The organism is Chryseobacterium sp. AG363 (assembly GCF_003610675.1).
GTDB classification, from domain to species: domain Bacteria; phylum Bacteroidota; class Bacteroidia; order Flavobacteriales; family Weeksellaceae; genus Chryseobacterium; species Chryseobacterium cucumeris.
On sequence record NZ_RAQF01000002.1, the window covers coordinates 1,924,225 to 1,944,194 of the forward strand.

Annotated in this window: 21 protein-coding genes; 16 read left to right on the forward strand and 5 right to left on the reverse strand. The window is 33.3% G+C overall.

The window, feature by feature from the left end:
- Positions 1-10: 10 nt before the first annotated feature.
- Positions 11-280, reverse strand: a complete 270-nt coding sequence (locus DEU39_RS08835; RefSeq protein ID WP_228436714.1) for a heme oxygenase — start codon at positions 278-280, stop codon at positions 11-13.
- 509 nt (positions 281-789) lie between these two features.
- A complete protein-coding gene (locus DEU39_RS08840; protein ID WP_226798640.1) occupies positions 790-1,350 on the reverse strand; it encodes a helix-turn-helix domain-containing protein in 561 nt (186 codons plus the stop codon).
- 166 nt (positions 1,351-1,516) lie between these two features.
- Here DEU39_RS08840 and DEU39_RS24770 point away from each other — a divergent pair, with 166 nt between their 5' ends.
- Genes DEU39_RS24770 through DEU39_RS08850 form a run of 3 tightly spaced genes read left to right on the forward strand, consistent with a single transcriptional unit; the run spans position 1,517 to position 4,989 of the window.
- Entirely contained in the window at positions 1,517-1,648 is a 132-nt protein-coding gene (locus DEU39_RS24770) for a hypothetical protein (RefSeq protein ID WP_262484585.1), read from the forward strand.
- Entirely contained in the window at positions 1,649-2,677 is a 1,029-nt protein-coding gene (locus tag DEU39_RS08845) for a pesticidal protein Cry7Aa (RefSeq protein WP_120231664.1), read from the forward strand.
- Between the two features lie 44 nt (positions 2,678-2,721).
- Entirely contained in the window at positions 2,722-4,989 is a 2,268-nt protein-coding gene (locus tag DEU39_RS08850) for a glycosyltransferase (RefSeq protein ID WP_120231665.1), read from the forward strand.
- Between the two features lie 1,560 nt (positions 4,990-6,549).
- Here the strand turns inward: DEU39_RS08850 and DEU39_RS08860 are convergent.
- Complete coding sequence (locus DEU39_RS08860; RefSeq protein ID WP_120231667.1) at positions 6,550-7,647, reverse strand: calcium:proton antiporter; 1,098 nt, start codon at positions 7,645-7,647, stop codon at positions 6,550-6,552.
- A 467-nt stretch (positions 7,648-8,114) separates the two neighbouring features.
- On the opposite strand from DEU39_RS08860, the gene DEU39_RS08865 reads away from it, so the two are divergent.
- From DEU39_RS08865 to DEU39_RS08885, 5 genes are all read left to right on the forward strand, one after another.
- Positions 8,115-8,333 (forward strand): hypothetical protein, encoded by a 219-nt coding sequence (locus DEU39_RS08865; protein WP_047430084.1) that lies wholly within the window; start codon positions 8,115-8,117, stop codon positions 8,331-8,333.
- A 140-nt stretch (positions 8,334-8,473) separates the two neighbouring features.
- The gene (locus tag DEU39_RS08870; RefSeq protein WP_076550874.1) at positions 8,474-8,812 is read left to right on the forward strand and encodes a cupin domain-containing protein; all 339 of its coding nucleotides are present in this window, start codon (positions 8,474-8,476) and stop codon (positions 8,810-8,812) included.
- On the forward strand, positions 8,805-9,035 hold the full coding sequence (locus tag DEU39_RS08875) for a hypothetical protein (RefSeq protein WP_076550606.1): 231 nt from the start codon (positions 8,805-8,807) through the stop codon (positions 9,033-9,035). Before DEU39_RS08870 ends, DEU39_RS08875 begins: the two co-directional genes overlap by 8 nt.
- Positions 9,036-9,042: 7 nt before the next feature.
- Complete coding sequence (locus DEU39_RS08880; protein ID WP_147367571.1) at positions 9,043-9,840, forward strand: hypothetical protein; 798 nt, start codon at positions 9,043-9,045, stop codon at positions 9,838-9,840.
- 43 nt (positions 9,841-9,883) lie between these two features.
- The gene (locus tag DEU39_RS08885) at positions 9,884-10,147 is read left to right on the forward strand and encodes a heme oxygenase (protein ID WP_110010511.1); all 264 of its coding nucleotides are present in this window, start codon (positions 9,884-9,886) and stop codon (positions 10,145-10,147) included.
- An 810-nt stretch (positions 10,148-10,957) separates the two neighbouring features.
- On the opposite strand, the gene DEU39_RS08890 is transcribed toward DEU39_RS08885, so the two are convergent.
- Both DEU39_RS08890 and ribA read right to left on the reverse strand, forming a co-directional pair.
- The gene (locus tag DEU39_RS08890; protein WP_120231669.1) at positions 10,958-12,391 is read right to left on the reverse strand and encodes an SDR family oxidoreductase; all 1,434 of its coding nucleotides are present in this window, start codon (positions 12,389-12,391) and stop codon (positions 10,958-10,960) included.
- Positions 12,392-12,444: 53 nt separating this feature from the next.
- On the reverse strand, positions 12,445-13,035 hold the full coding sequence (ribA, locus tag DEU39_RS08895; protein WP_062671730.1) for a GTP cyclohydrolase II: 591 nt from the start codon (positions 13,033-13,035) through the stop codon (positions 12,445-12,447).
- Positions 13,036-13,132: 97 nt separating this feature from the next.
- Here ribA and DEU39_RS08900 point away from each other — a divergent pair, with 97 nt between their 5' ends.
- Genes DEU39_RS08900 through DEU39_RS08935 form a run of 8 tightly spaced genes read left to right on the forward strand, consistent with a single transcriptional unit; the run spans position 13,133 to position 19,666 of the window.
- Positions 13,133-13,789, forward strand: coding sequence for a TetR/AcrR family transcriptional regulator (locus tag DEU39_RS08900; protein ID WP_120231670.1), 657 nt, complete (start codon positions 13,133-13,135; stop codon positions 13,787-13,789).
- Positions 13,790-13,792: 3 nt separating this feature from the next.
- Positions 13,793-15,115, forward strand: coding sequence for an ABC1 kinase family protein (locus tag DEU39_RS08905; protein WP_120231671.1), 1,323 nt, complete (start codon positions 13,793-13,795; stop codon positions 15,113-15,115).
- Positions 15,116-15,271 (forward strand): DUF2256 domain-containing protein, encoded by a 156-nt coding sequence (locus tag DEU39_RS08910; protein WP_082798729.1) that lies wholly within the window; start codon positions 15,116-15,118, stop codon positions 15,269-15,271. It abuts the gene before it with no gap.
- Positions 15,223-16,524 (forward strand): DASH family cryptochrome, encoded by a 1,302-nt coding sequence (locus DEU39_RS08915; protein WP_120232226.1) that lies wholly within the window; start codon positions 15,223-15,225, stop codon positions 16,522-16,524. The genes DEU39_RS08910 and DEU39_RS08915 overlap by 49 nt, the downstream gene beginning before the upstream one ends.
- Positions 16,512-17,990: a cryptochrome/photolyase family protein gene (locus tag DEU39_RS08920; protein ID WP_120231672.1), complete on the forward strand. Its 1,479-nt coding sequence runs from the start codon at positions 16,512-16,514 to the stop codon at positions 17,988-17,990. Before DEU39_RS08915 ends, DEU39_RS08920 begins: the two co-directional genes overlap by 13 nt.
- Positions 17,990-18,271, forward strand: coding sequence for a TIGR03643 family protein (locus DEU39_RS08925; protein ID WP_120231673.1), 282 nt, complete (start codon positions 17,990-17,992; stop codon positions 18,269-18,271). The genes DEU39_RS08920 and DEU39_RS08925 overlap by 1 nt, the downstream gene beginning before the upstream one ends.
- A gap of 12 nt (positions 18,272-18,283) precedes the next feature.
- A complete protein-coding gene (locus tag DEU39_RS08930) occupies positions 18,284-18,982 on the forward strand; it encodes an SDR family NAD(P)-dependent oxidoreductase (RefSeq protein WP_120231674.1) in 699 nt (232 codons plus the stop codon).
- Positions 18,983-19,018: 36 nt separating this feature from the next.
- Positions 19,019-19,666 (forward strand): MarR family winged helix-turn-helix transcriptional regulator, encoded by a 648-nt coding sequence (locus tag DEU39_RS08935; protein ID WP_120231675.1) that lies wholly within the window; start codon positions 19,019-19,021, stop codon positions 19,664-19,666.
- Positions 19,667-19,970 lie beyond the last annotated feature (304 nt).

Sequence of the window (19,970 nt, forward strand, 5' to 3'; positions counted from 1 at the left end):
AAATCAATATTCAGATAACGTCATAATCATTCATGGTTGTAACAAAATAATGCTCAATCATTTCTCTGGCATTTTCGCACATTGACAAAAGATCTTCTCTGGTCATATCTTCAAAAATAAAATCATCATGAACTTCAATAATGAACTCAGTCACTTTTTCGGTGTTCATCAGATCATAAGCCATTAAATCATTTAAATTATCTAATCTACATTCTTCCTTAAAAAAAGGAAGTTTCCGGGTAATGGAATTCTTAAACTGAAAAAGGTGTATTGTTTTCATGACTTTTGACGTTAAAGTGATAATAAGAAAGTCTGTTTTGTATTTAAACATGTTGTTTACTCATGAATGTTCAAACAGTTTTATGGACTCAGTTGATGAAAATTTTTATATATCTATCAATTCCTATAATATGGATGAAAAGGACAGAAACCATGGGTCTCCATCCTTGATTAATTAAATCCTTTCGAAAACAGATCTACTATTTTATCGGGATTTAATATGCTCATTGTCAAAATTGAGAATCCTTAAGCCTACTAATTTTATATGTCGTATATTCGCTTTTTCACATCTTTCTTTATTACTACAATGTTTTCAAATACGGGAGAAAGGCCTGTTGTTTGATAAATATTTTCAACTGTTCACTATATTTCCTATCTAAAATTGCACTATTTATAGTGATATAAGCTTTATGGATTTTGTGAATTCCTGATTATTATACTACAAAGATGGCCGTTTAAGTGTTATACTAAGCTATATATATCCGGTATAATTTTACATATATCACACATTTATAAGTCTTCCAGATTTCCAAGACGTCTTTGTTTCAGCTGTTTATAAAATGAAGGGGAAAGTCCTGTAATTTTTTTAAACTGATTAGAGAGATGGGCCACGCTGCTGTAATTGAGTTTATAAGAGATTTCTGTAAGATTAAGTTCATCATATAACAGCAGTTCTTTTACCTTTTCTACTTTATTAATAATAATAAAATGCTGGAGTGTCATTCCTTTCACTTCTGAAAAGGTATTAGCCAGATAGGTATAATCATAGCCTAATTTTTCACTTACATAGTCTGAGAAATTTTCTTTTGGGAGTTCATCTGAATAATGAATCATTTCTATCACTACATTCTTTATTTTCTCTATCAGGATACTTTTTTTATCATCTAATACTTCAAGTCCTGTTTTAAGTAAATTTTCTTTAAGGATCTGTCTTTGTTCTGAGCTAATATCATCCAATAATTCTACTGTCCCTAAATCAACGACAGCATTTTTAATGCCCAATCTTTCCAGTTCCTGATGGACAACCATTTTGCAGCGCAAACTTACCATATATTTTACATACAACTTCATCTCCCTTACTGTTTACATCTGTCAATTATTTCATTAACAGTCATTTATCCAAAGTTAGTCTATTAAATCGGAAATATCTATGATTTATACAACAAATTAAAAGACAATTGCAAAGCTTTCCTTTTTTAATGATTGAAATTTACAGGTAACAAAAAAATATTTCACAATGTCAAAAGAAAAAGACGGAAAAAAGAAATCAGATAAAACTCCACCCGCAAAATCTGCAAAAGAGAAACGGGAGGATAAAATGAGTAAACGAAGAGAAAGGGAACAAGAAGCCCGAAATACCGGCAACTAAATGGTATCCTTGAAAAAAGATGGAATTATACTCAGAAAAACAACATTAGACTTTGAGAGTGAAGGAGTTCTAAATCCTGCAGTCATTCAGGATAACGGAAAAATACATTTATTATACAGGGCTCTTGCCAGGAATAACTTCTCGAGTATCGGATACTGTATATTATCGGATTATAAGACTCCTGAAATACGGCTCAGCAATCCGGTTATTATCCCTGAATTTGAATACGAAAAACATGGTGTTGAAGATCCAAGAATTGTCAAAATCGATCACTTATTTTACCTTACTTATACCAGTTATGACGGGGTTAATGCATTGGGTGCACTTGCCGTATCTAAGGATCTAATATCATGGCAAAAGCTAGGAATCATTGTGCCAAAAATTCCATACAAAAAGTTTAAGCTTTTAGCTGAATCTCAAGGTGAAATAGGAGAAAAGTACAGACGTTTCAACAAACTCCCGCATACTCATATAAAGGATAAAGAGGTCTTCCTTTGGAATAAAAATGTGATATTTTTTCCAAGAAGAATTAATGGTAAGCTTTATTTTCTACATCGCATAAGGCCTGATATCCAAATTGTAAGGATAGAAAATATTGAAGATCTGAATCCTGATTTCTGGAAAGACTACTTCCTTCATTTTAAAGAAAATATTGTATTATCTCCCAAATATGAGCATGAAGTAAGCTATATTGGCGGTGGATGCCCCCCTATAGAAACTGAACATGGATGGCTTTTAATCTACCATGGTGTACATGATACCATTGAAGGATATGTTTACAGCGCATGTGCTGCTTTACTAGACCTTGATACTCCTGAAAAAGAAATTTCAAGACTTCCTTATCCTCTTTTCAAGCCCGATGAAGAATGGGAACAGAAGGGAGAAGTGAACAATGTCTGCTTCCCTACCGGAGCCATCGTAGAAGGACATACACTCCATATTTACTATGGCGCTGCAGACAAAAGAATAGCTATTGCTTCTTTAAGCATCCCTGAATTACTGAAGGAATTACTACAGTACACATCATAATTGACTATTCTATACAGAATGTCAGGTTTAAAATAAATATCAATATGAATAAAAATATAAAATCAGACGTGGAGGAAAAGACAAAAAGACAACCTTTACAAAGTAATAAAAACATAATTTATCATATACCTGAAATTATCTTTATAAGCACTTTTCCTCCCAAGGTATGCGGTATTGCAACATACTGTCAGGACTTGGTACAATCCCTTAAATTAAAATTCAGAGAATCATTTAGCATCAGTATCTGCCCAATGGAAACTGAGGATGAGCATTATCAATATGAAGATGATCCAGAATATCGCTTAAATACATCCGATGCCGTATCTTATCTGGAGCTGGCTGATAAAATCAATAAGAATAACAATATTCAACTGGTTATGCTCCAGCATGAATTTGGATTTTTCAACGAAACCCCCAACGGATTACTGCTTTTTCTTCAAAATACAGAAAAAGATATCATCATTACTTTTCACACCGTTCTACCAAAACCGGATCGGGAATTAAAAGAAAAGGTAAAAGAAATCAGCAGTTTTGTAAAATCTATTATTGTAATGACCAGTATTTCTGCGGATATACTAAACAATGATTATGATATACCTCCTGATAAAATTAAAGTGATACCCCACGGCACCCATTTACTGCCATTTATCGATAAAATTTCACTGAAAGCGAAATACGGATTTAAAGATAAAAAAGTTCTTTCAACCTTTGGTTTACTGGGTTCGGGGAAAAATATTGAAACCACTTTAGAAGCCTTGCCTGAAATTATTACAAAAAACCCCGATGTAATGTTTCTGATTATTGGAAAAACGCATCCCGGCATCATCAAATATGAAGGTGAGAAATATCGTGATTTTTTGCAGGATACTATTAAAAGGCTCCATCTGGAAAAACATACTTACTTTATCAACCAGTACCTGCCTTTAGATGAGTTGTTGGATTATCTTCAGCTTACCAATATTTATCTTTTCACTTCAAAAGACAGAAATCAGGCAGTAAGTGGTACTTTTTCCTACGCCATCAGTTGTGGCTGCCCTGTGGTTTCCACTCCTATTCCCCATGCTTTGGAAGTACTGAATGAAGACCTGGGAATCATTATTGATTTTGAAGCTCCGAAGCAGCTTTCTGTTGCCGTAAATACATTATTAAAAAATGAAACTGTACAGGAAAAATTACGATCAAATAGTTTGGAAAAAATGGCTCCCACAGCCTGGGAAAATTCTTCTATTTCGCACGCCCTATTATTTCAACAATACAGCAAAGATAAAATGACATTACATTATACATTCCCCATCATTAATCTAAGCCATGTCAAAAATATGACAACGGATTTTGGGATGATCCAGTTTTCTAAAATCAACAAACCTGATATCAATTCCGGGTATACTTTGGACGATAATGCCCGGGCTATGATTGTAGCCTGCAGACATTATGAGCTGAGCAGAGATGAATCTGATCTTGATTTAATCTCAACTTATCTGAAACTTATTAAGTTTTGTCAACAACCGGATGGAAGTTTTCTCAATTATATAAATCAGTACAAGGAATTTGTGCAACAGAATTATGAAACCAATCTTGAAGATTCCAATGGAAGAGCTATCTGGGCACTGGGATATCTTCTTTCAATAAAAGCAATCTTACCGCAGCAGTTTTCTGATGAAGCAGAATCAATCATTGAAAAAAGTATTTCATCTATTGAGAATATCCATTCTACCCGAGCAATGGGCTTTATCATCAAAGGATTACATTATCAAAATTCAGAAATCAATATTCTATTATTGAAAAAGCTGGCCAATCGTCTGGTGAAAATGTACCAGCATGAAAAACACAAAGACTGGCATTGGTTTGAAAGCTATCTGACCTATGGAAACAGCTTACTTCCAGAGGCTTTATTATGCGCATGGATTACTACCAAAGACGAAATGTACAAGCAAATTGCCAATGAATCATTCAGGTTTCTGCTTTCTAAAATATTTATTAAGGGGGAAATCAAAGTAATTTCCAATAAAGGATGGTTGCAGAAAGAAACGGTTAAAAGTCCTGAATCAATTGGCGGGGAACAGCCCATAGATGTTGCTTACACCATACTGACATTATCTACATTCTATCAAGTTTTTAAGGATGAAAAATACTTACAGATGATGAGGAGTGCTTTTAATTGGTTTTTAGGAAAAAATCATTTACATCAGATCATTTATAACCCTGCAACGGGTGGCTGTTATGACGGCCTTGAAGAAAAAAATGTTAATCTTAATCAGGGAGCGGAATCAACCGTCAGCTATCTCATGGCAAGGCTCTGTTTTCCAAAATAAGTAGTTTACTTTTTCAACCAGCAGCCAACCCTATGATCAAAACTCTGATATCAGTCATTTATCTGCAACTCTGTAATAAGACCTTAGGTTTATTATCTTTAAGATTTCTTCTTTTTCCAGCTCCAAATTTATACAATTATGGGCATAATCACAGATTTTTTCCCTTTTATAAAACATCAATCTCTCAGTAAGAAAAAGACTCCGGATACTAACAATGTGTGATAACTGCAATATAAAAAACAAGCTGTAATACATAGGTTATAAAAACACCACCTTGTACTGCAGCAATTAAGTTATATTAAATTCCACGTCATGAACACAAATCATCATAAAGGTGACAAACCTTTCAAATTCCTGAAAACTGGAATTTACAGTCAAAATAAATTTATAACTTTCTTGCAAAGAAAATTAAATATTACCACAGAATTGACGCATTAAAAAGTTATGCTTAAAAAATACCCTAAGAGCGTTAAAAATAAATGTATTATTTCTACTCCATATACGACAATAATAAATAGAATCACATGACTTGCAGCATATTAATGTAATTTATTTAGATATACATTTACTACTCATAATAGTTGTACATTCTCATTAGTACAATTGACTCTCCCCTAAAAAGGAGGGTTTTGTTATATACTCTCCTCCTAAGCATTAGAAAGGTTAATATCTGTAGGATATTAAATCGGACTGTAAAATTTACTATATAGTGTTTCCAGGATATGAGTGTGATTATACCTCTACAGAAATCTACTCATAATAGCGGGGATTTTTTATTTACACAGTTTTCGATTTTGCAAAATGTAATGACTTTTGTATGGGAAATTGTAATTGCTATGCGAAGCCGAAAGTGAAAATTCTAATTTTCATCATCATGCTACCGTTGACCACTCCTTTAAAGATGTTATCGTTTTAGTAAGAGTAACAAATACTATAGCTTTCAGAAAACATTAAAACGAAATAAGACAAAGCATCGATATTCCAAAGAAATTTGAATTCTAACATTATGCTATGATCGGAGGAATAATAAAGTATAGTAATGTTATTTTTTCTGAATAGCGTAATTATATATTGTATCTTCACTAAGATATAAATACAATCTTGTCTTAAAAATTCCTAAAAATGTTTTTTTCAAGATATAGACACGCTCTATTGTATGTAGCTTTTGTAACTGATAATCGGTCAGAAAACATTCTATATCATCTATATTTTCTCCAATTAATTGATCTTCTGATATAATATTCTGACTTTTATCGTGGAAGTAATATTTTTTACTAGTCATATCAATAAATAATTTTTATTTGCAAAATCATTTTTCTGTTCAGAGTACTTTTTCAAACTTTTAAAGTATTGGCTTAACCCAAGTTGTGAACCAGTTTCTATGTTATCTTATTAGTTTTTATTTGATATTTCAATATTTGGGCAATACCTTTATAATCATTAGCCTTCAAACGTTTTTTTGGATTCATGATGAAATATATTCTATATCAACCATCATATCATATAAACTACAGCTAGCCGTTTCAATATATATCAAGCTATAATGTATAACTTAAATAGTTATGGTACAATTGTAATAAAAAGATAAATTAAAAAAATAGCAATCAGTACAATTCCCTGCATGATATTAGTTCTGCCTGTTGCCAGTGAAACAGTAATAATAAAAAGAGACAGCCCTAAAAGTATTGTTGATTTGATATCAATTCCTAATGTCATTCTTATACCGGTTATTACAGATATAATGGCAATCGCAGGAATACTTAGTCCGATACTCGCTAAAGCTGAACCAAAAGCCAGATTTAATGAGGTTTGGATCTGATCACTTTTTGCAGCTCTGAATGCAGCCAGACCTTCCGGAAGCAGAACAATACCAGCAATAATGATACCTACAAGAGATTTGGGGGCACCCACAGAAACAACTATATGTTCAACATCCTTTGAAAGAAGTTTTGCCAGCAAAACGACTATTCCCAGGGATAAAATTAACAATATACAATTGATATACAATTGTTTTGTGGAAATTATTTTATTATTGCTTTCTACAGGCAGATTCTCGAATAATTTGTTTTGTGGAGAAATGAAAAAGCTTCGATGTCTAAAAGTTTGGATCATGGTAAATCCAAGATAAAGCCCTAAAGAAATCAAGGCGATAAAAAGAAGTTGGAGGGACGTGTATTCGCCTCCGAGGTGACTTACCGTATAATTGGGCAGAATAAGCACAAAAATAATAACAGAGGTCAGTGTAATCAGTGCCGTACTTACCCCCTGTAAGGTAAAGCTCTGTTCTCTATATCGTAAGGATCCTATCACAATACAGCTTCCAATGATTCCCGTAAGGATTATCATCACTGCAGCAAAAACCGTATCTCTGGCAAGAGTAATGGTTTCCAACCCTTTTGCTCCCATCATAATGGAAATAATAAGCCCTACTTCTATGACCGTAATGGCAAATGCCAAAAGCAAAGTTCCAAATGGTTCCCCCAAACGATGCGCAATAACTTCGGAATGGTACACCGCAGCTAAAACACTTCCTATTAAAAATAAAGTAAGAATCACAGAGTAATACCCTGAAGAAAAAACAGAATTTCCAACATAAGAGAACCATGCCAGGATAGGAATCAAAAATGTCCACATCCTTAAATATTTTTTTATATACATAAAAACATTAATAATTTTTTTACCATTGAATTCTCTTTTGGAGAGAATCAGCAGATTTATATTCTCCTTTTCAAAAACAGTTTTATAAATGATTTGAAGTGGAACAGAGAGGTATGCCGGAAGTATTAAATAATGAAAGAAAAAGAAGTGAATACACTGGTTCTTTGAGTCCAGATTGTCAGCTCAATGCAATTATTCAGCAAGATACAAATAATCAATCACTTATTTGGAATTATCGAGCAGTATTTTAAGTTTGTAATCATTTCCTAGACTTAACCACCTCCATTACTTTATAAGGAGTCATCAAACACTGCTTTTATGATCAACCACATTTCAGATGTTCAAAATAAGCTGGAATTTTGTAAAAGTGTGATATGTGCAACATAAAAGAAACAATCTATAATACAATAGATTAATAAATACCCAACTTTGTATTGTAGCAATGAAGTTACACTAAAACCTACCTTATGGACACAAACCACAACAAAGGCAACCAATCTTTCAAAATTCCAGGAGACTGGGATGTGCAATCAAAACAATTGAAAGAAAAATTTTCAACATTAACGGACCACGACCTGAAGCTTGAAGAAGGTAAAGAAAAGGAAATGCTGGAAAGAATCGGAAACAGATTAAGAAAAAACCGTGAAGAAGTTCTCAATATTATCAAAGAAATCAATCTTTCATAAATTGTTTTCAAGGACAGTTAAAGCCAATGAAAAGATATATTTATCAAACGCTTTCACTGGAAAAAGGGATGGAATATTAGACAGTTCTGTCCCTTTTATTTACAATACCATCTGCTCTTTTTATGTTTAAACCCACAGTGATGAATCATAGAGAACTTGAAAAATCGAAAGTATATATTACAAGCCAGATTGTAGATTACATTCCAAATTCTGTAGTCAGTAAAAATATACTTGAAAAACTGACCGGTAATATCAGTGTTTTATCTTTTGATGATAAAGAAGGGTTATCTGAAAAGATATCTCCTTTCGATACTGTTGCACAGATCATTGAAGGTAAAGCTGAAATCATTATAGACGGAGCTTCTTACTTTATGGAAGAAGGTGAATGCATTATCATCCCTGCCCATAAACGTCATTCAATAAAAGGAAATAAACGCTTTAAGATGATATTAACAATAATAAAAAGCGGCTATGAATAATCTAAACACTATATCTATTTTAACGAAAAAGATATTTAAAAAAACAGTTGAAATCCAAAAAGAATTTCCTGAACTGTATGAACTTCTAGATGAAACTCCATTATTTTTTTCTGAGAAAGAAAAAAATATTACGATAAAAGATTTAAGACAATATCTTGTTTCCCTTATCATACAACAAAAATCCTTTGAAAAAGGAACTATGAAGAAAAATGATCTACAATAAAATTCTAATGAAAAAGTTAATCAAGCATCCAAAGAGCAAATCGGGTCTCAGAAATAAAAAAAATATTTCAAGAAGAGCCTATTATTCACAGTTTACCTCTCTGTTCTATCTGCGAAATACCAACATCACCTTAGAAAGAGACGCTAAAGAAATTCTTAGAATGTTAAAAGAATTACAGCAGCTTATTAACAAATCAAGATTGATATTTAGCACATATTGCAGCTTAAGCCAGCATAACCTGTGGCAGTCTGTTTTAGAAGACCTGAGTGAGAACATAAAGAATATTAGAATCCAGTTTGAATATATACTGGGAAATATTATTAAAAAAAATAAAATCAATTCACTCATATTCTGGCAGCAAAACAAACTCTACACAGATGAAATGGAAGTAATCCATAAAAAACTTATTCTGTTGACTATTCAGATTTTACCGGAAGAAGAAAGATTATCTTGGAAGGTAAATATTTATAATTTTTATGATGAAATTTTTTCTTTACTTACTCCACTTATCGGGATGTGCAGGCTTGAATTAGACTTTATAGAAAAATATTCACCTAAAACCTTTAACCAAAATGTTATGGATATTATTAAAGATATTCCAGAAAATTACACATTACAGGAAGCAAAGGAATATGAACACGAATACATAAAAATATTAACTAACTACAGTCATGAATTATGTAGGAAAAATAATTTTTGGGACAGCTTATTGTATATCCTTTCAGGCGGCTTGTACCCATTACCATCAGAACGTACCTTAACTAAAAAAAGGATCTACAGAAAAATAAAAGATAAGCTTTCTTGACAAAGCATCAACCTAAATTTTCCATCCTATTAAATAGTTTATAATGAAAACAATACATCTCTTTCGGTTTAACGATTCTATTTTCCGTAAAATTCCTTTCTTCAAAGAAGAAAATAGGCTGAAAACCGATGTAACAGAAATTGATTTAATGAATATTGAAATAGTAACTGAATATATTGTGAAAACGCATGATGACTTTAGTTTCGACAACACATCAGTAAATGATCTTTTATCGATGTGCAAGAAAGCTCAAAAAATAATTGAACATTACTTTGTTTTGGGAGTGAATGATTATGATGTTATTTGACAATTACTAATCAAACCCTATTCAGATAAGGAAATAAATGGAATTAATCCAATATACTATCATTACTATTATTTTTTTGGTAGTGTCTCATTAACTGTGTAAGTTAAAAAGTTACTCTGGAAAATTTTGAGCCCCTTAGAGCTCAAAAAATTTTACGGAAATAACTTTTTATTATTTTTTAACCATTACATAGTTATGATAGACAAAGAAGACTTATTAAACGATAAGGATTTCTATAGGCCCTTTCTAAATTTCCCACCAAATGTTTCGAGATCTCTTCGTTTATGGGTACAAGAACGAACAGCCAAATAGACAGTTATTATTCCAACAGTAATTTCTACATGTGTTGAAAACTTAATTGCATTAAACAAAAGTCTAATAGAATTTGTATGATAAATTGGGGAGACATAATTCATTTTTAATTTTGCTTAATCGAACTAAATCATCAATAAAAGTGTTTGAAGATACGCTCGTCTTGGTCCAAACATCCAAATGGCTCAATTTAATCCAAATTGGGCCATTTTTTTATTCCAAAATAAGCCAGATTAGGATTTTTATTGTTTTAGTGAATCTATTTTAAGAAAATAAGAAATGGCAGTAATATGAGGTCAGAAAAATAAAATCCGTTTCATTTAAGTATATCATAACTAAAGAATAGGAGCTATACACTTTTCTGCACCAATCAGATGATATTCTTAAAAGTCTTTATTTAATTTGGGATGTTAATTTACCTTCAATAACACTATCATATAGGACTTTGCTAAAAGCTACGTTTCCTGTGTTCAAAAGATTTTTCATGAATTAAACTCATTAATGGCCAGCAGCCAATTTTATCACCATTCCTTTAAAAATAAATCCGTGAAAAGGCAATACAGAATACCAATATAATCTTCCCCACAATCCTTTTGGTCGGAAAACTGCTTTCTGCCAGAGCTTTCCTTTATATAATTTGAACATCAGCCACGCCTCTCCAGGCAGTTTCATTTCAGCAATAAGAATCAATTTCCCTTCTTCCCTATCAGCATAAAGTACGCGCCAAAAATCCAGAGCATCTCCTTCGTGAAGCTCTACCGGGTGCGTTCTTCCTCTTCTGAGCCCCGGACCGCCAACCAATACATCCATATAACCCCGGATTTTCCAAAGGTTTTGTCCATACCATCCATTTTTGCCGCCCAAACCAAAAACACGGTCGAGACATTTTTCACGGTCGTCATATTTTTCACTTCGAACGTCTTTAAAACAGCCAAAATGCGGAACTTCAATAAATTCCTTCAGGGAAGAATCATTTCTGCTGCTTATAAAGCTGTCTTTCCAACTGGAAAGTATTTCGTTGGCCTGAATCTTTGCCATCGTTCTCTCCAAAGCCTGCTCGTAAGAAAATGGTTGAACTCCAGTTATTTTTTTAATCTCTGATAAACTTTCATTGTTACAAACCACCTCAATTTTCATACTTCCGACGAGCGAACTTGCCAGACTGTAAGTGGTTGAAGTGATGAAATATAACCAATACGAAGACAGTTTCGGAGTCATTACCGGCAATGTGATAATAGTTCTTTTCAAACCTCTGATTTTCGCAAAACCCAGCAATATTTCTTTGTAAGTCAAGACATCTTCACAACCGATGTCAAAACTTTTACGGTAAGTTTCTTTTTTGAATAAAGTAAAAATTAGAAAATCCAAAACATTTGCAATTCCTATGGGCTGACATTTCGTATTGAGCCATTTTGGCGTAATCATGACCGGTAATTTTTCAACCAAATCTCTAATGATCTCAAATGATGCACTTCCAGAACCGATGATGATCCCAGCTCGTAAAACCGTTGTTGGAATTTTAGACTCAATTAAAATCTTTTCTACATTAAATCTTGAATTCAAATGCTTTGATAATTCTTTCTGATTGACTAATCCTGACAGATAGATAATATGTTTGCACGCCGTTTTTTCAATTGCTGAAACAAAATTCTGAGCACAGATTTTCTCCGATTCTTCGTAATCACCATTCGCACTCATAGAATGCATCAGATAATATGCCCCTGAAATATCCTCCGGAATATTCTTCAAAGTTTCCTCTCTCAGGAAATCAACTTCGATAACTTCGATCAAATCATCATTGATCCCGGCAGGTCTGGAAAATCGGCAGACATCTCGGCAGCAGCACACCACTTTGTAGCCTTGCTCTGTAATCACACTCATCATCCTTTTACCAATGTAACCTGTTGCTCCCGTTAATAAAATCTTTTTCATGAGAATTAATTTTGAATCAGTTAAAGAATTTTTCTTTGAATTTTCAATATAACTTAAAGTTTTTCGAAGAGATGCCCAAAATAATCCTTCTTTGTTGTAAGATACGACGCATTGACTGAATTAGATTCAATTTCCAAAGGAATTCTTTTATTGAGCAAAATCCCGCTGTTGTTGAAAGCTTTCAATTTTTCAGGATTATTGGTCAATAAATTAACTTTAGAAATTTCCAGCATTTTCAGCATCTCGATTGCAACATCAAAACTTCTACCATCTGCCGGCAAACCTAATCTCAAATTTGCTTCTACCGTATCAAAACCTTGTTCCTGAAGAGCATAAGCCTTTAATTTATTGATGATTCCAATATTTCTGCCTTCCTGTCTGAGATAAATAATCATTCCTCCGTTTTCCGACATAAATTTCATTGCCGCATCCAGTTGTTGTCCGCATTCACATTTCCTCGAATGGAAAACTTCTCCGGTAATGCACTCCGAATGGAAACGAACATTAACAACTTCATTAAAATCTGTTTTTTCAGCCACCCACACCAAATGTGGACACCAGTCATTTTCATTTTCAGAAAATGCATAGACGGTAAACATTCCAAAATCGGTCGGTACATTAGATTGAGCCTGTATTGTAAGCATTAGTTATATTTTGAATTATTGTTATAGTACAAATTTATACTTAATTTATTTAAGTAGTAAAATTAATTACTAAATTTGTTGATAAATAAAATCAATAATGGAAACAAAAAATATAATTACGGAAGATAAAATATTTGAATTGTACGGTGACTACCTTTTGAATCACGGCGAAAGACCAAAAAACATTTACCGTTTCGCAAAAGACAATGAATTCGAAGAAAAAGACTTTTACGATTACTTCTCAAGCTTTGAACAGATAGAAAAATCAATGTTGGTCAATCTTTTTGATAAATCTGTAGAGTTAGCTTCGGAAATTAACAATTCTGATGAAATTACTTCAAAAGAAAAACTGTTGAATGTCTATTTTATCTTTTTTGAAAATATGACGATGAACCGTTCTTTGGTTCTGATAATCTTGGGAAATGACAAATTACACTTGGCAAAAATTTCAAATCAGCTTAAGGAAACGCATCGACAATTCGTCAAAACTCTTGATTTTAATGATTGGGAAATGATTCAAAAAGCGAAAGATGATTTGAAAAATTTCCACGAAAAAGCTCGTGAAGAAGCGTTGTGGATTCATTTGGTTTCCGCCATCGAATTTTGGAAAAAAGATACATCTCCATCATTCGAAAAAACGGATATTTTCATCGAAAAAACAATTGACACAGGATTTGAACTGATGGAAAACGAACCTTTGAGAAAAATAGTTGACCTCGGAAAGTTTTTATTTAAAGAAAAATTTAAAAAATAGCAGATGAAAACACTCAATAAAATACCAACAGGAAAGCTGGAACGAACGAGCAGCTTGCTGAAAGCAGGAGCAAAAGTCGGTGTTAATTACATTAAATATTACGGAAATAAAATCACAAAAAATAAAGATGAGGGCGAAGCGAAAAAAGCTTTGAATGAAAACAACGCAACCGACATTTACGATTCTCTGAAAGAACTGAAAGGCTCAGCCTTGAAAGTTGCCCAAATGTTAAGCATGGAGAAAAACATTCTTCCGCAGGCTTATGTTGAAAAATTTTCTTTGTCGCAATTTTCTGTTCCGCCGCTTTCGGGAGCTTTGGTAAAGAAAACTTTTAGAAAATATTTCGGAAAAAATCCGGAGGATCTATTTGATGAATTCACGGATGAATCCGTTAACGCGGCAAGTATCGGACAGGTTCATAAAGCGAAAAAAGATGGTCAAAATTTTGCTGTAAAAATTCAGTATCCCGGTGTGAGAGAAAGCATTTCAAGTGATTTGAAAATGGTAAAACCTATTGCGATGAAAATGTTTAATATCCAGAAAGAAGGTTCAGAATCTTATTTTCAGGAAGTAGAAAATAAATTGTTTGAGGAAACAGATTATGATCTTGAACTGAAAAGAAGTCAGGAAATTTCTAGAAAATGCAGTCATCTTGCGAATTTAGATTTTCCCAAATATTATCCTGAATTATCTTGCGAAAGAATCATCACAATGGATTGGATGAACGGAAAACATTTCTCGGAATTCACAAAATTGAAAAATTCTCAGGAAGATTTGAACAAAATCGGACAGACACTCTGGGATTTCTATATGTACCAAATGCACGTCCTAAAACAAGTTCACGCAGACCCACATCCAGGCAATTTCCTGGTTTCAGAAGATAAAAAACTGCTCGTGATTGATTTCGGATGTATCAAAGAAATCCCGAATGACTTTTATAAACCCTATTTTGAGTTGGCTCAACTTGAGAATCTGAATAATCCTGAATTTTACAAAGAAAAATTATACGATCTGGAGATTTTGAGTTCTAATGATTCTGCTAAAGAACAGGAATTTTTCACCAAATTATTCTACGAATTACTGGAATTGTTCACAAGACCTTTTAACGCAGAAATTTTTGATTTTTCTGATGAATCGTTTTTTCAGGAAATTGCAGATCTGGGTCAGAAATACGCTAAAATAAGCGATATGAAAGGAATGAATACCAACAGAGGTTCGAAACATTTTATTTATCTGAACCGTACATTTTTTGGTTTGTATAATATGATGCACGATTTGAAAGCCAAAAATGTCGTAATCAATCAGTACAAAAATTTTAACGAATAAATGCCTGCCAACTTACCTTCAAAGATTTGTGAAGTCTGCGGACTGCCCTTCAACTGGCGGAAAAAGTGGAAGAAAAACTGGAACGAAGTAAAATATTGCAGTGAAAAATGCCGGAAAAACAAAAAATCAACCTCCTCTGGTTCGGAAACAATTTAAGAATCAGAGACAATGAATCACTTTACAACGTGATGCAAGAACATTTACCTTTTCTTGCAGTGTATATTTTTGACAAATCTTTTTTCCATTCGACACAACTTAATTTTAAGAAAATTGGAAAATTTCGGACTAAATTTTTGTTGCAAACTGTTTCGGATTTGGAAAATAATTTAAAAGAAAAGAAGATTCCGTTTCTTAAAAAATTGGGTAAGACCGAAGATGTTTTTAAGGAGATATCTAAAGATTTTGAGGTTGAAAAAATATTCTGTCAGAGAGAGTGGACAAAGGAAGAAATTGAATTGGAAAATCAAATCAAAACCATTTTTCCTGATGTACAATGGGTAAAATCTTATTCTCAACTTTTGTTTGAACCAGATTTCGTAAAAGAACGATTAGATAAAATTCCTTTACTGTTTACTACATTCAGACAAAAAATAGAGGAAGATTTTAAAATCAGAAATGAATTTAATGATGAACATCTGGTTTACAATAAATCCATTTTAAATTTAAAAATAAACAGCGACGATATTACATTAAAGACTTTAGGTTTTGACGATTTTGAAATGCATCAATTTTCTGCTTTTCCATTTTCGGGTGGTGAAACTGAAGGATTGCAACGATTGAATCATTACTTTTTTAAAACTAAAAACCTAAGTTGTTATAAAGAAACAAGAAATGGTTTAATTGATAAAGACTACAGCAGCAAATTTTCTGCGTGGCTTGCCAACGGAAGTCTTTCTGCAGTGTCTATTTTCCACGAAATCAAGAAATATGAGAAAGAATTTGGAAGTAACGAATCGACATATTGGCTTGTTTTCGAATTGCTTTGGCGAGACTTTTTCAAATTTACTTCAATGCAGTTTCGGGATACAATATTTCAGCAAAATGGAATTTCAGAACAAAAATACGAATGGAAATATGATCAAAATTTAATTAACCAATGGATCAATGGCGAGACAGATTCTGATTTTATCAACGCCAATATGCTGGAAATTAAAAACACGGGCTGGATGAGCAACCGCGGACGACAAAACGCAGCTTCCTATTTCTGCAAAATCCTGAAGCAGGATTGGAAAATGGGTGCAGCTTATTTTGAGGAAATGCTCATCGATTACGATGTTCACAGCAATTATGGAAACTGGATGTATCTCGCCGGCGTTGGAAATGACGCGAGAAGCAGAACTTTCAATGCTGAAAAACAGGCTGAACAGTATGATTCGGATCGAAAATTCAGAAATTTATGGCTAAAGTAGCATCTTCAACGGCGCAATTGATATTTCCGCATCAGCTTTTTAAAGACACGGATTATCTGGATAAAAATCACCCTGTTTTTCTGGTGGAAGAGTTTCTGTTTTTTAAACAATATAAATTTCACAAACAGAAAATTGCCTTTCATAGGGCGAGTATGAAGTTTTATGAGGAATTTTTGACCAAAGAAAAATTCAAGGTGGAATATATTGAAAGTGCTTCCCCGCTTTCTGATGTTCGAAATTTAATGATGTATTTAGAAAAACTAAATTTTGATAAAATTCTCATCACGGATGTTTGTGACAATTGGCTTGAAAAGAGAATTAAGGAAACTACATTGGAATTAGAGATTATTGAAAGTCCGTTGTTTATCAATACTAAGGAAGATTTGAAAGACTATTTTGAAGATAAAAAATCGTATCATCAAACCGATTTTTACAAACAACAGAGAATTTCCCGAAATCTTCTAATGAAAGCCGGAAAACCCATCGGTGGAAAATGGACTTTCGATACAGAAAACCGTAAAAAATATCCAAAGAACAAAAAAGCTCCATCCATTCACTTCCCGGAAAACAACACATATTTTGAGGAAGCGAAAATTTATATCCGGAAAAATTTTAATGAAAATTATGGCAATTTAACGTCGTATCAACTCTATCCCGTCACTTTTGAGGAAGCTGAAAATTGGCTGAATCAGTTTCTGGAACTGCGGTTTGCCGATTTTGGGGTTTATGAAGACAGTATCGTAGAGCGTGAACATTTTCTGCATCACAGCGTGCTTTCGCCATTGTTAAACATTGGACTTTTAACTGCAGAAAACGTTTTGAGAGAAGCCATTGAATATGCGAACGAATATAAAATCCCCATCAATTCTCTTGAAGGATTTGTGCGGCAGATTTTGGGCTGGAGAGAATTTGTGAGAGGGATTTACCTTTATGAGGGAACTTATCAGCGAAATAAAAACTATTGGAAACATCAAAATCCGCTTCCTGAATCTTTTTATACAGGAAGGACTGAAATTAAACCGATTGACAGCACAATTTTGAAGGTTCTGGAAACTGGTTATGCACATCACATCGAACGATTAATGATTTTCGCCAACTTTATGAATCTGTTGAAACTTAATCCAGATGACGTTTACCAATGGTTTATGGAAATGTTCATTGATTCTTACGATTGGGTAATGGTTCCTAATGTTTATGGGATGAGCAGCTTTTCTGACGGAGGAAAAATGAGTACAAAACCCTACATCAGCGGAAGCAATTACATCAAAAAGATGAGCGATTACTCTGATGACGACTGGACAGAAAAATGGGATGCCCTCTTTTGGAATTTTGTGAATGATAACAAAGAATTTTTCAAAACAAATCCGAGATTGGGAATGATGTTGCGAACTATAGATAAAATGACGGATGAGAAAAAATCTGAACACTTTAAAATCGCCAGGCACACGATTAAAAATTTAAAATAATGGTGAAAGAATTTAATGTAATACAGACAGACCGCATCATTGAAATGGCCTGGGAAGACAGAACGCCGTTTGAAGCGATAGCATTTCAGTTTGGAATTTCAGAATCTGGAGTGATTGAATTGATGAGAAGAGAACTGAAACCATCAAGTTTTCGGCTTTGGAGAAAAAGAGTGAATTCTGGAGTAAGCCAGAAGCATCTGATGAAAAGAAATCCTGAAATTGACAGGTTTAAATGTAAAAGACAGCGTACAATAAGTCATAATAAAATTTCGAAACGATAAAAACAGAATAAAATGAAAAACATAGTCATTATCGGTTGCGGACAGGGAATTGGATTTGCTGCTGCAAAAATATTATCAGAAAATCATTACGTTATTGGTCTTTCAAGAACCGAAAATCCTGAAATTGAAAATTTAAATATTGAATTTCATCCAATAGATATCCTTTCGGGAAATCTGGATGAAATTATATTCCCTGAAGTTATTGATGGTTTGGTTTATGCACCGGGAAGTATTAATTTAAAACCATTTAACCGTTTTTCGATTGAGGATTTCAGTAATGATTTTGAAATCAATGTTTTGGGGGCTGTGAAAACGATTCAGAAACTGTTGCCTAATTTGAAGAAGTCGGAAACTGCTTCTGTTGTGTTGTTCAGTTCGGTGGCGGCAAAGCTGGGAATGCCTTTTCACTCCTCAATTTCTGCAAGTAAAAGTGCTGTTGAAGGTTTGACGAAAAGTATGGCCGCAGAATTTTCTACTCAGAAAATCAGAGTGAATGCCATTGCTCCCTCTTTAACGGATACTAATTTAGCTTCACCACTTCTTTCAACACCTGAAAAACGGGAAGCTTCAGGAAGAAGACATCCATTGCAAAGAGTCGGAAGAGCCGACGAAATCGCAAGAATGGTTGCGTTTCTACTATCTGATCATTCAGCGTGGATCACGGGACAGATCATTGGGATTGACGGAGGAATGAGTAACATCAAATTGTAATCATTCCCAAAAACTAATATCTTTACCAAAATTATTATGCAAACCGACTTTTTCATAGACCTACTCCATCAAGTGAAAGAATTTGAACATTCTGACGCCTGCAAATCCAACTCCACCGTTGATGATTTCCGCGTGTGGATGAATGATAAAAAATATGCTGATGAAAGCCCTACCAAGCTTTTTAAAAATGAGAATCATCAGGTTTCATTTACCGAAAATGAAATTTGCAAACAGGTTCTCTTATTAGGACGATATTCTAAATTACTGATCAGAAAAGGGTTGGGAGATTTCCCTGAATTAGCGAATGAAGAATTTACCTACCTGTACCGCTTAAAAGACGAACCTTTTTTAACGAAAATTCAATTGATCGAAAAAAACGGTCACGAGAAACAAACCGGAACTCAAATCATCAAAAGACTTTTGGAAGCAGGATTTTTGGAAGAGAAAAATGATAAAGATGATAAGCGCAGCAAGCGATTAAATTTGACTAAAAAAGGCGAAGAAATTTTCCACGCATCTGTTTCTAATGTCAACTTAATTTCAAAAATTTTATCCGGAAAGCTTAATAAAGTTGAGAAGAATGAATTTCTTAGGATTTTGAAAAAACTTAATGAATTTCATTATCATATTTATGTTGATTATAAGAATTCCGACATCAATCAGATATCAGAATTTTTTCAATAAAACGTACTTCAAATCTTATTAACGGATTTAGGAATTCCATTTTAACTGACTCAATCGAACCCAATCATCAATAAACGTGTTTGAAGATACGCTCATCTTGGTTCATCAAAAGGCACCAACTGAATTTTATTTTGTTTTTAGAGTACCAAACATTAGCTTCTTTGAGGTTCTGAGACATGACACTAAAACATCATTATTATAAATTTATTTTCATTGCGTTCAGTTCAAAATCCAATAAAAAATGTAGAAATATTTAAATAAAAAATAACACCACCGCAACTGCAGTGGTGTTATCTTTTGTCTA

Excerpts from the sequence above, each read along its gene's own strand:
- DEU39_RS08870 (WP_076550874.1), top strand. The coding sequence starts at position 8,474 with ATGAATCATAGAGAACTTGAAAAATCGAAAGTATATATTACAAGCCAG.
- DEU39_RS08885 (WP_110010511.1), top strand. The coding sequence starts at position 9,884 with ATGAAAACAATACATCTCTTTCGGTTTAACGATTCTATTTTCCGTAAA.
- DEU39_RS08930 (WP_120231674.1), top strand. The coding sequence starts at position 18,284 with ATGAAAAACATAGTCATTATCGGTTGCGGACAGGGAATTGGATTTGCT.
- DEU39_RS08925 (WP_120231673.1), top strand. The coding sequence starts at position 17,990 with ATGGTGAAAGAATTTAATGTAATACAGACAGACCGCATCATTGAAATG.
- DEU39_RS08880 (WP_147367571.1), top strand. The coding sequence starts at position 9,043 with ATGAAAAAGTTAATCAAGCATCCAAAGAGCAAATCGGGTCTCAGAAAT.
- DEU39_RS08920 (WP_120231672.1), top strand. The coding sequence starts at position 16,512 with ATGGCTAAAGTAGCATCTTCAACGGCGCAATTGATATTTCCGCATCAG.
- ribA (WP_062671730.1), bottom strand. The coding sequence starts at position 13,035 with ATGCTTACAATACAGGCTCAATCTAATGTACCGACCGATTTTGGAATG.
- DEU39_RS08900 (WP_120231670.1), top strand. The coding sequence starts at position 13,133 with ATGGAAACAAAAAATATAATTACGGAAGATAAAATATTTGAATTGTAC.
- DEU39_RS08865 (WP_047430084.1), top strand. The coding sequence starts at position 8,115 with ATGGACACAAACCACAACAAAGGCAACCAATCTTTCAAAATTCCAGGA.
- DEU39_RS08915 (WP_120232226.1), top strand. The coding sequence starts at position 15,223 with ATGCCGGAAAAACAAAAAATCAACCTCCTCTGGTTCGGAAACAATTTA.
- DEU39_RS08910 (WP_082798729.1), top strand. The coding sequence starts at position 15,116 with ATGCCTGCCAACTTACCTTCAAAGATTTGTGAAGTCTGCGGACTGCCC.
- DEU39_RS08835 (WP_228436714.1), bottom strand. The coding sequence starts at position 280 with ATGAAAACAATACACCTTTTTCAGTTTAAGAATTCCATTACCCGGAAA.
- DEU39_RS08845 (WP_120231664.1), top strand. The coding sequence starts at position 1,649 with ATGGTATCCTTGAAAAAAGATGGAATTATACTCAGAAAAACAACATTA.
- DEU39_RS08860 (WP_120231667.1), bottom strand. The coding sequence starts at position 7,647 with ATGTATATAAAAAAATATTTAAGGATGTGGACATTTTTGATTCCTATC.
- DEU39_RS08905 (WP_120231671.1), top strand. The coding sequence starts at position 13,793 with ATGAAAACACTCAATAAAATACCAACAGGAAAGCTGGAACGAACGAGC.
- DEU39_RS08840 (WP_226798640.1), bottom strand. The coding sequence starts at position 1,350 with ATGAAGTTGTATGTAAAATATATGGTAAGTTTGCGCTGCAAAATGGTT.
- DEU39_RS08935 (WP_120231675.1), top strand. The coding sequence starts at position 19,019 with ATGCAAACCGACTTTTTCATAGACCTACTCCATCAAGTGAAAGAATTT.
- DEU39_RS08890 (WP_120231669.1), bottom strand. The coding sequence starts at position 12,391 with ATGAAAAAGATTTTATTAACGGGAGCAACAGGTTACATTGGTAAAAGG.
- DEU39_RS08850 (WP_120231665.1), top strand. The coding sequence starts at position 2,722 with ATGAATAAAAATATAAAATCAGACGTGGAGGAAAAGACAAAAAGACAA.
- DEU39_RS08875 (WP_076550606.1), top strand. The coding sequence starts at position 8,805 with ATGAATAATCTAAACACTATATCTATTTTAACGAAAAAGATATTTAAA.
- DEU39_RS24770 (WP_262484585.1), top strand. The coding sequence starts at position 1,517 with ATGTCAAAAGAAAAAGACGGAAAAAAGAAATCAGATAAAACTCCACCC.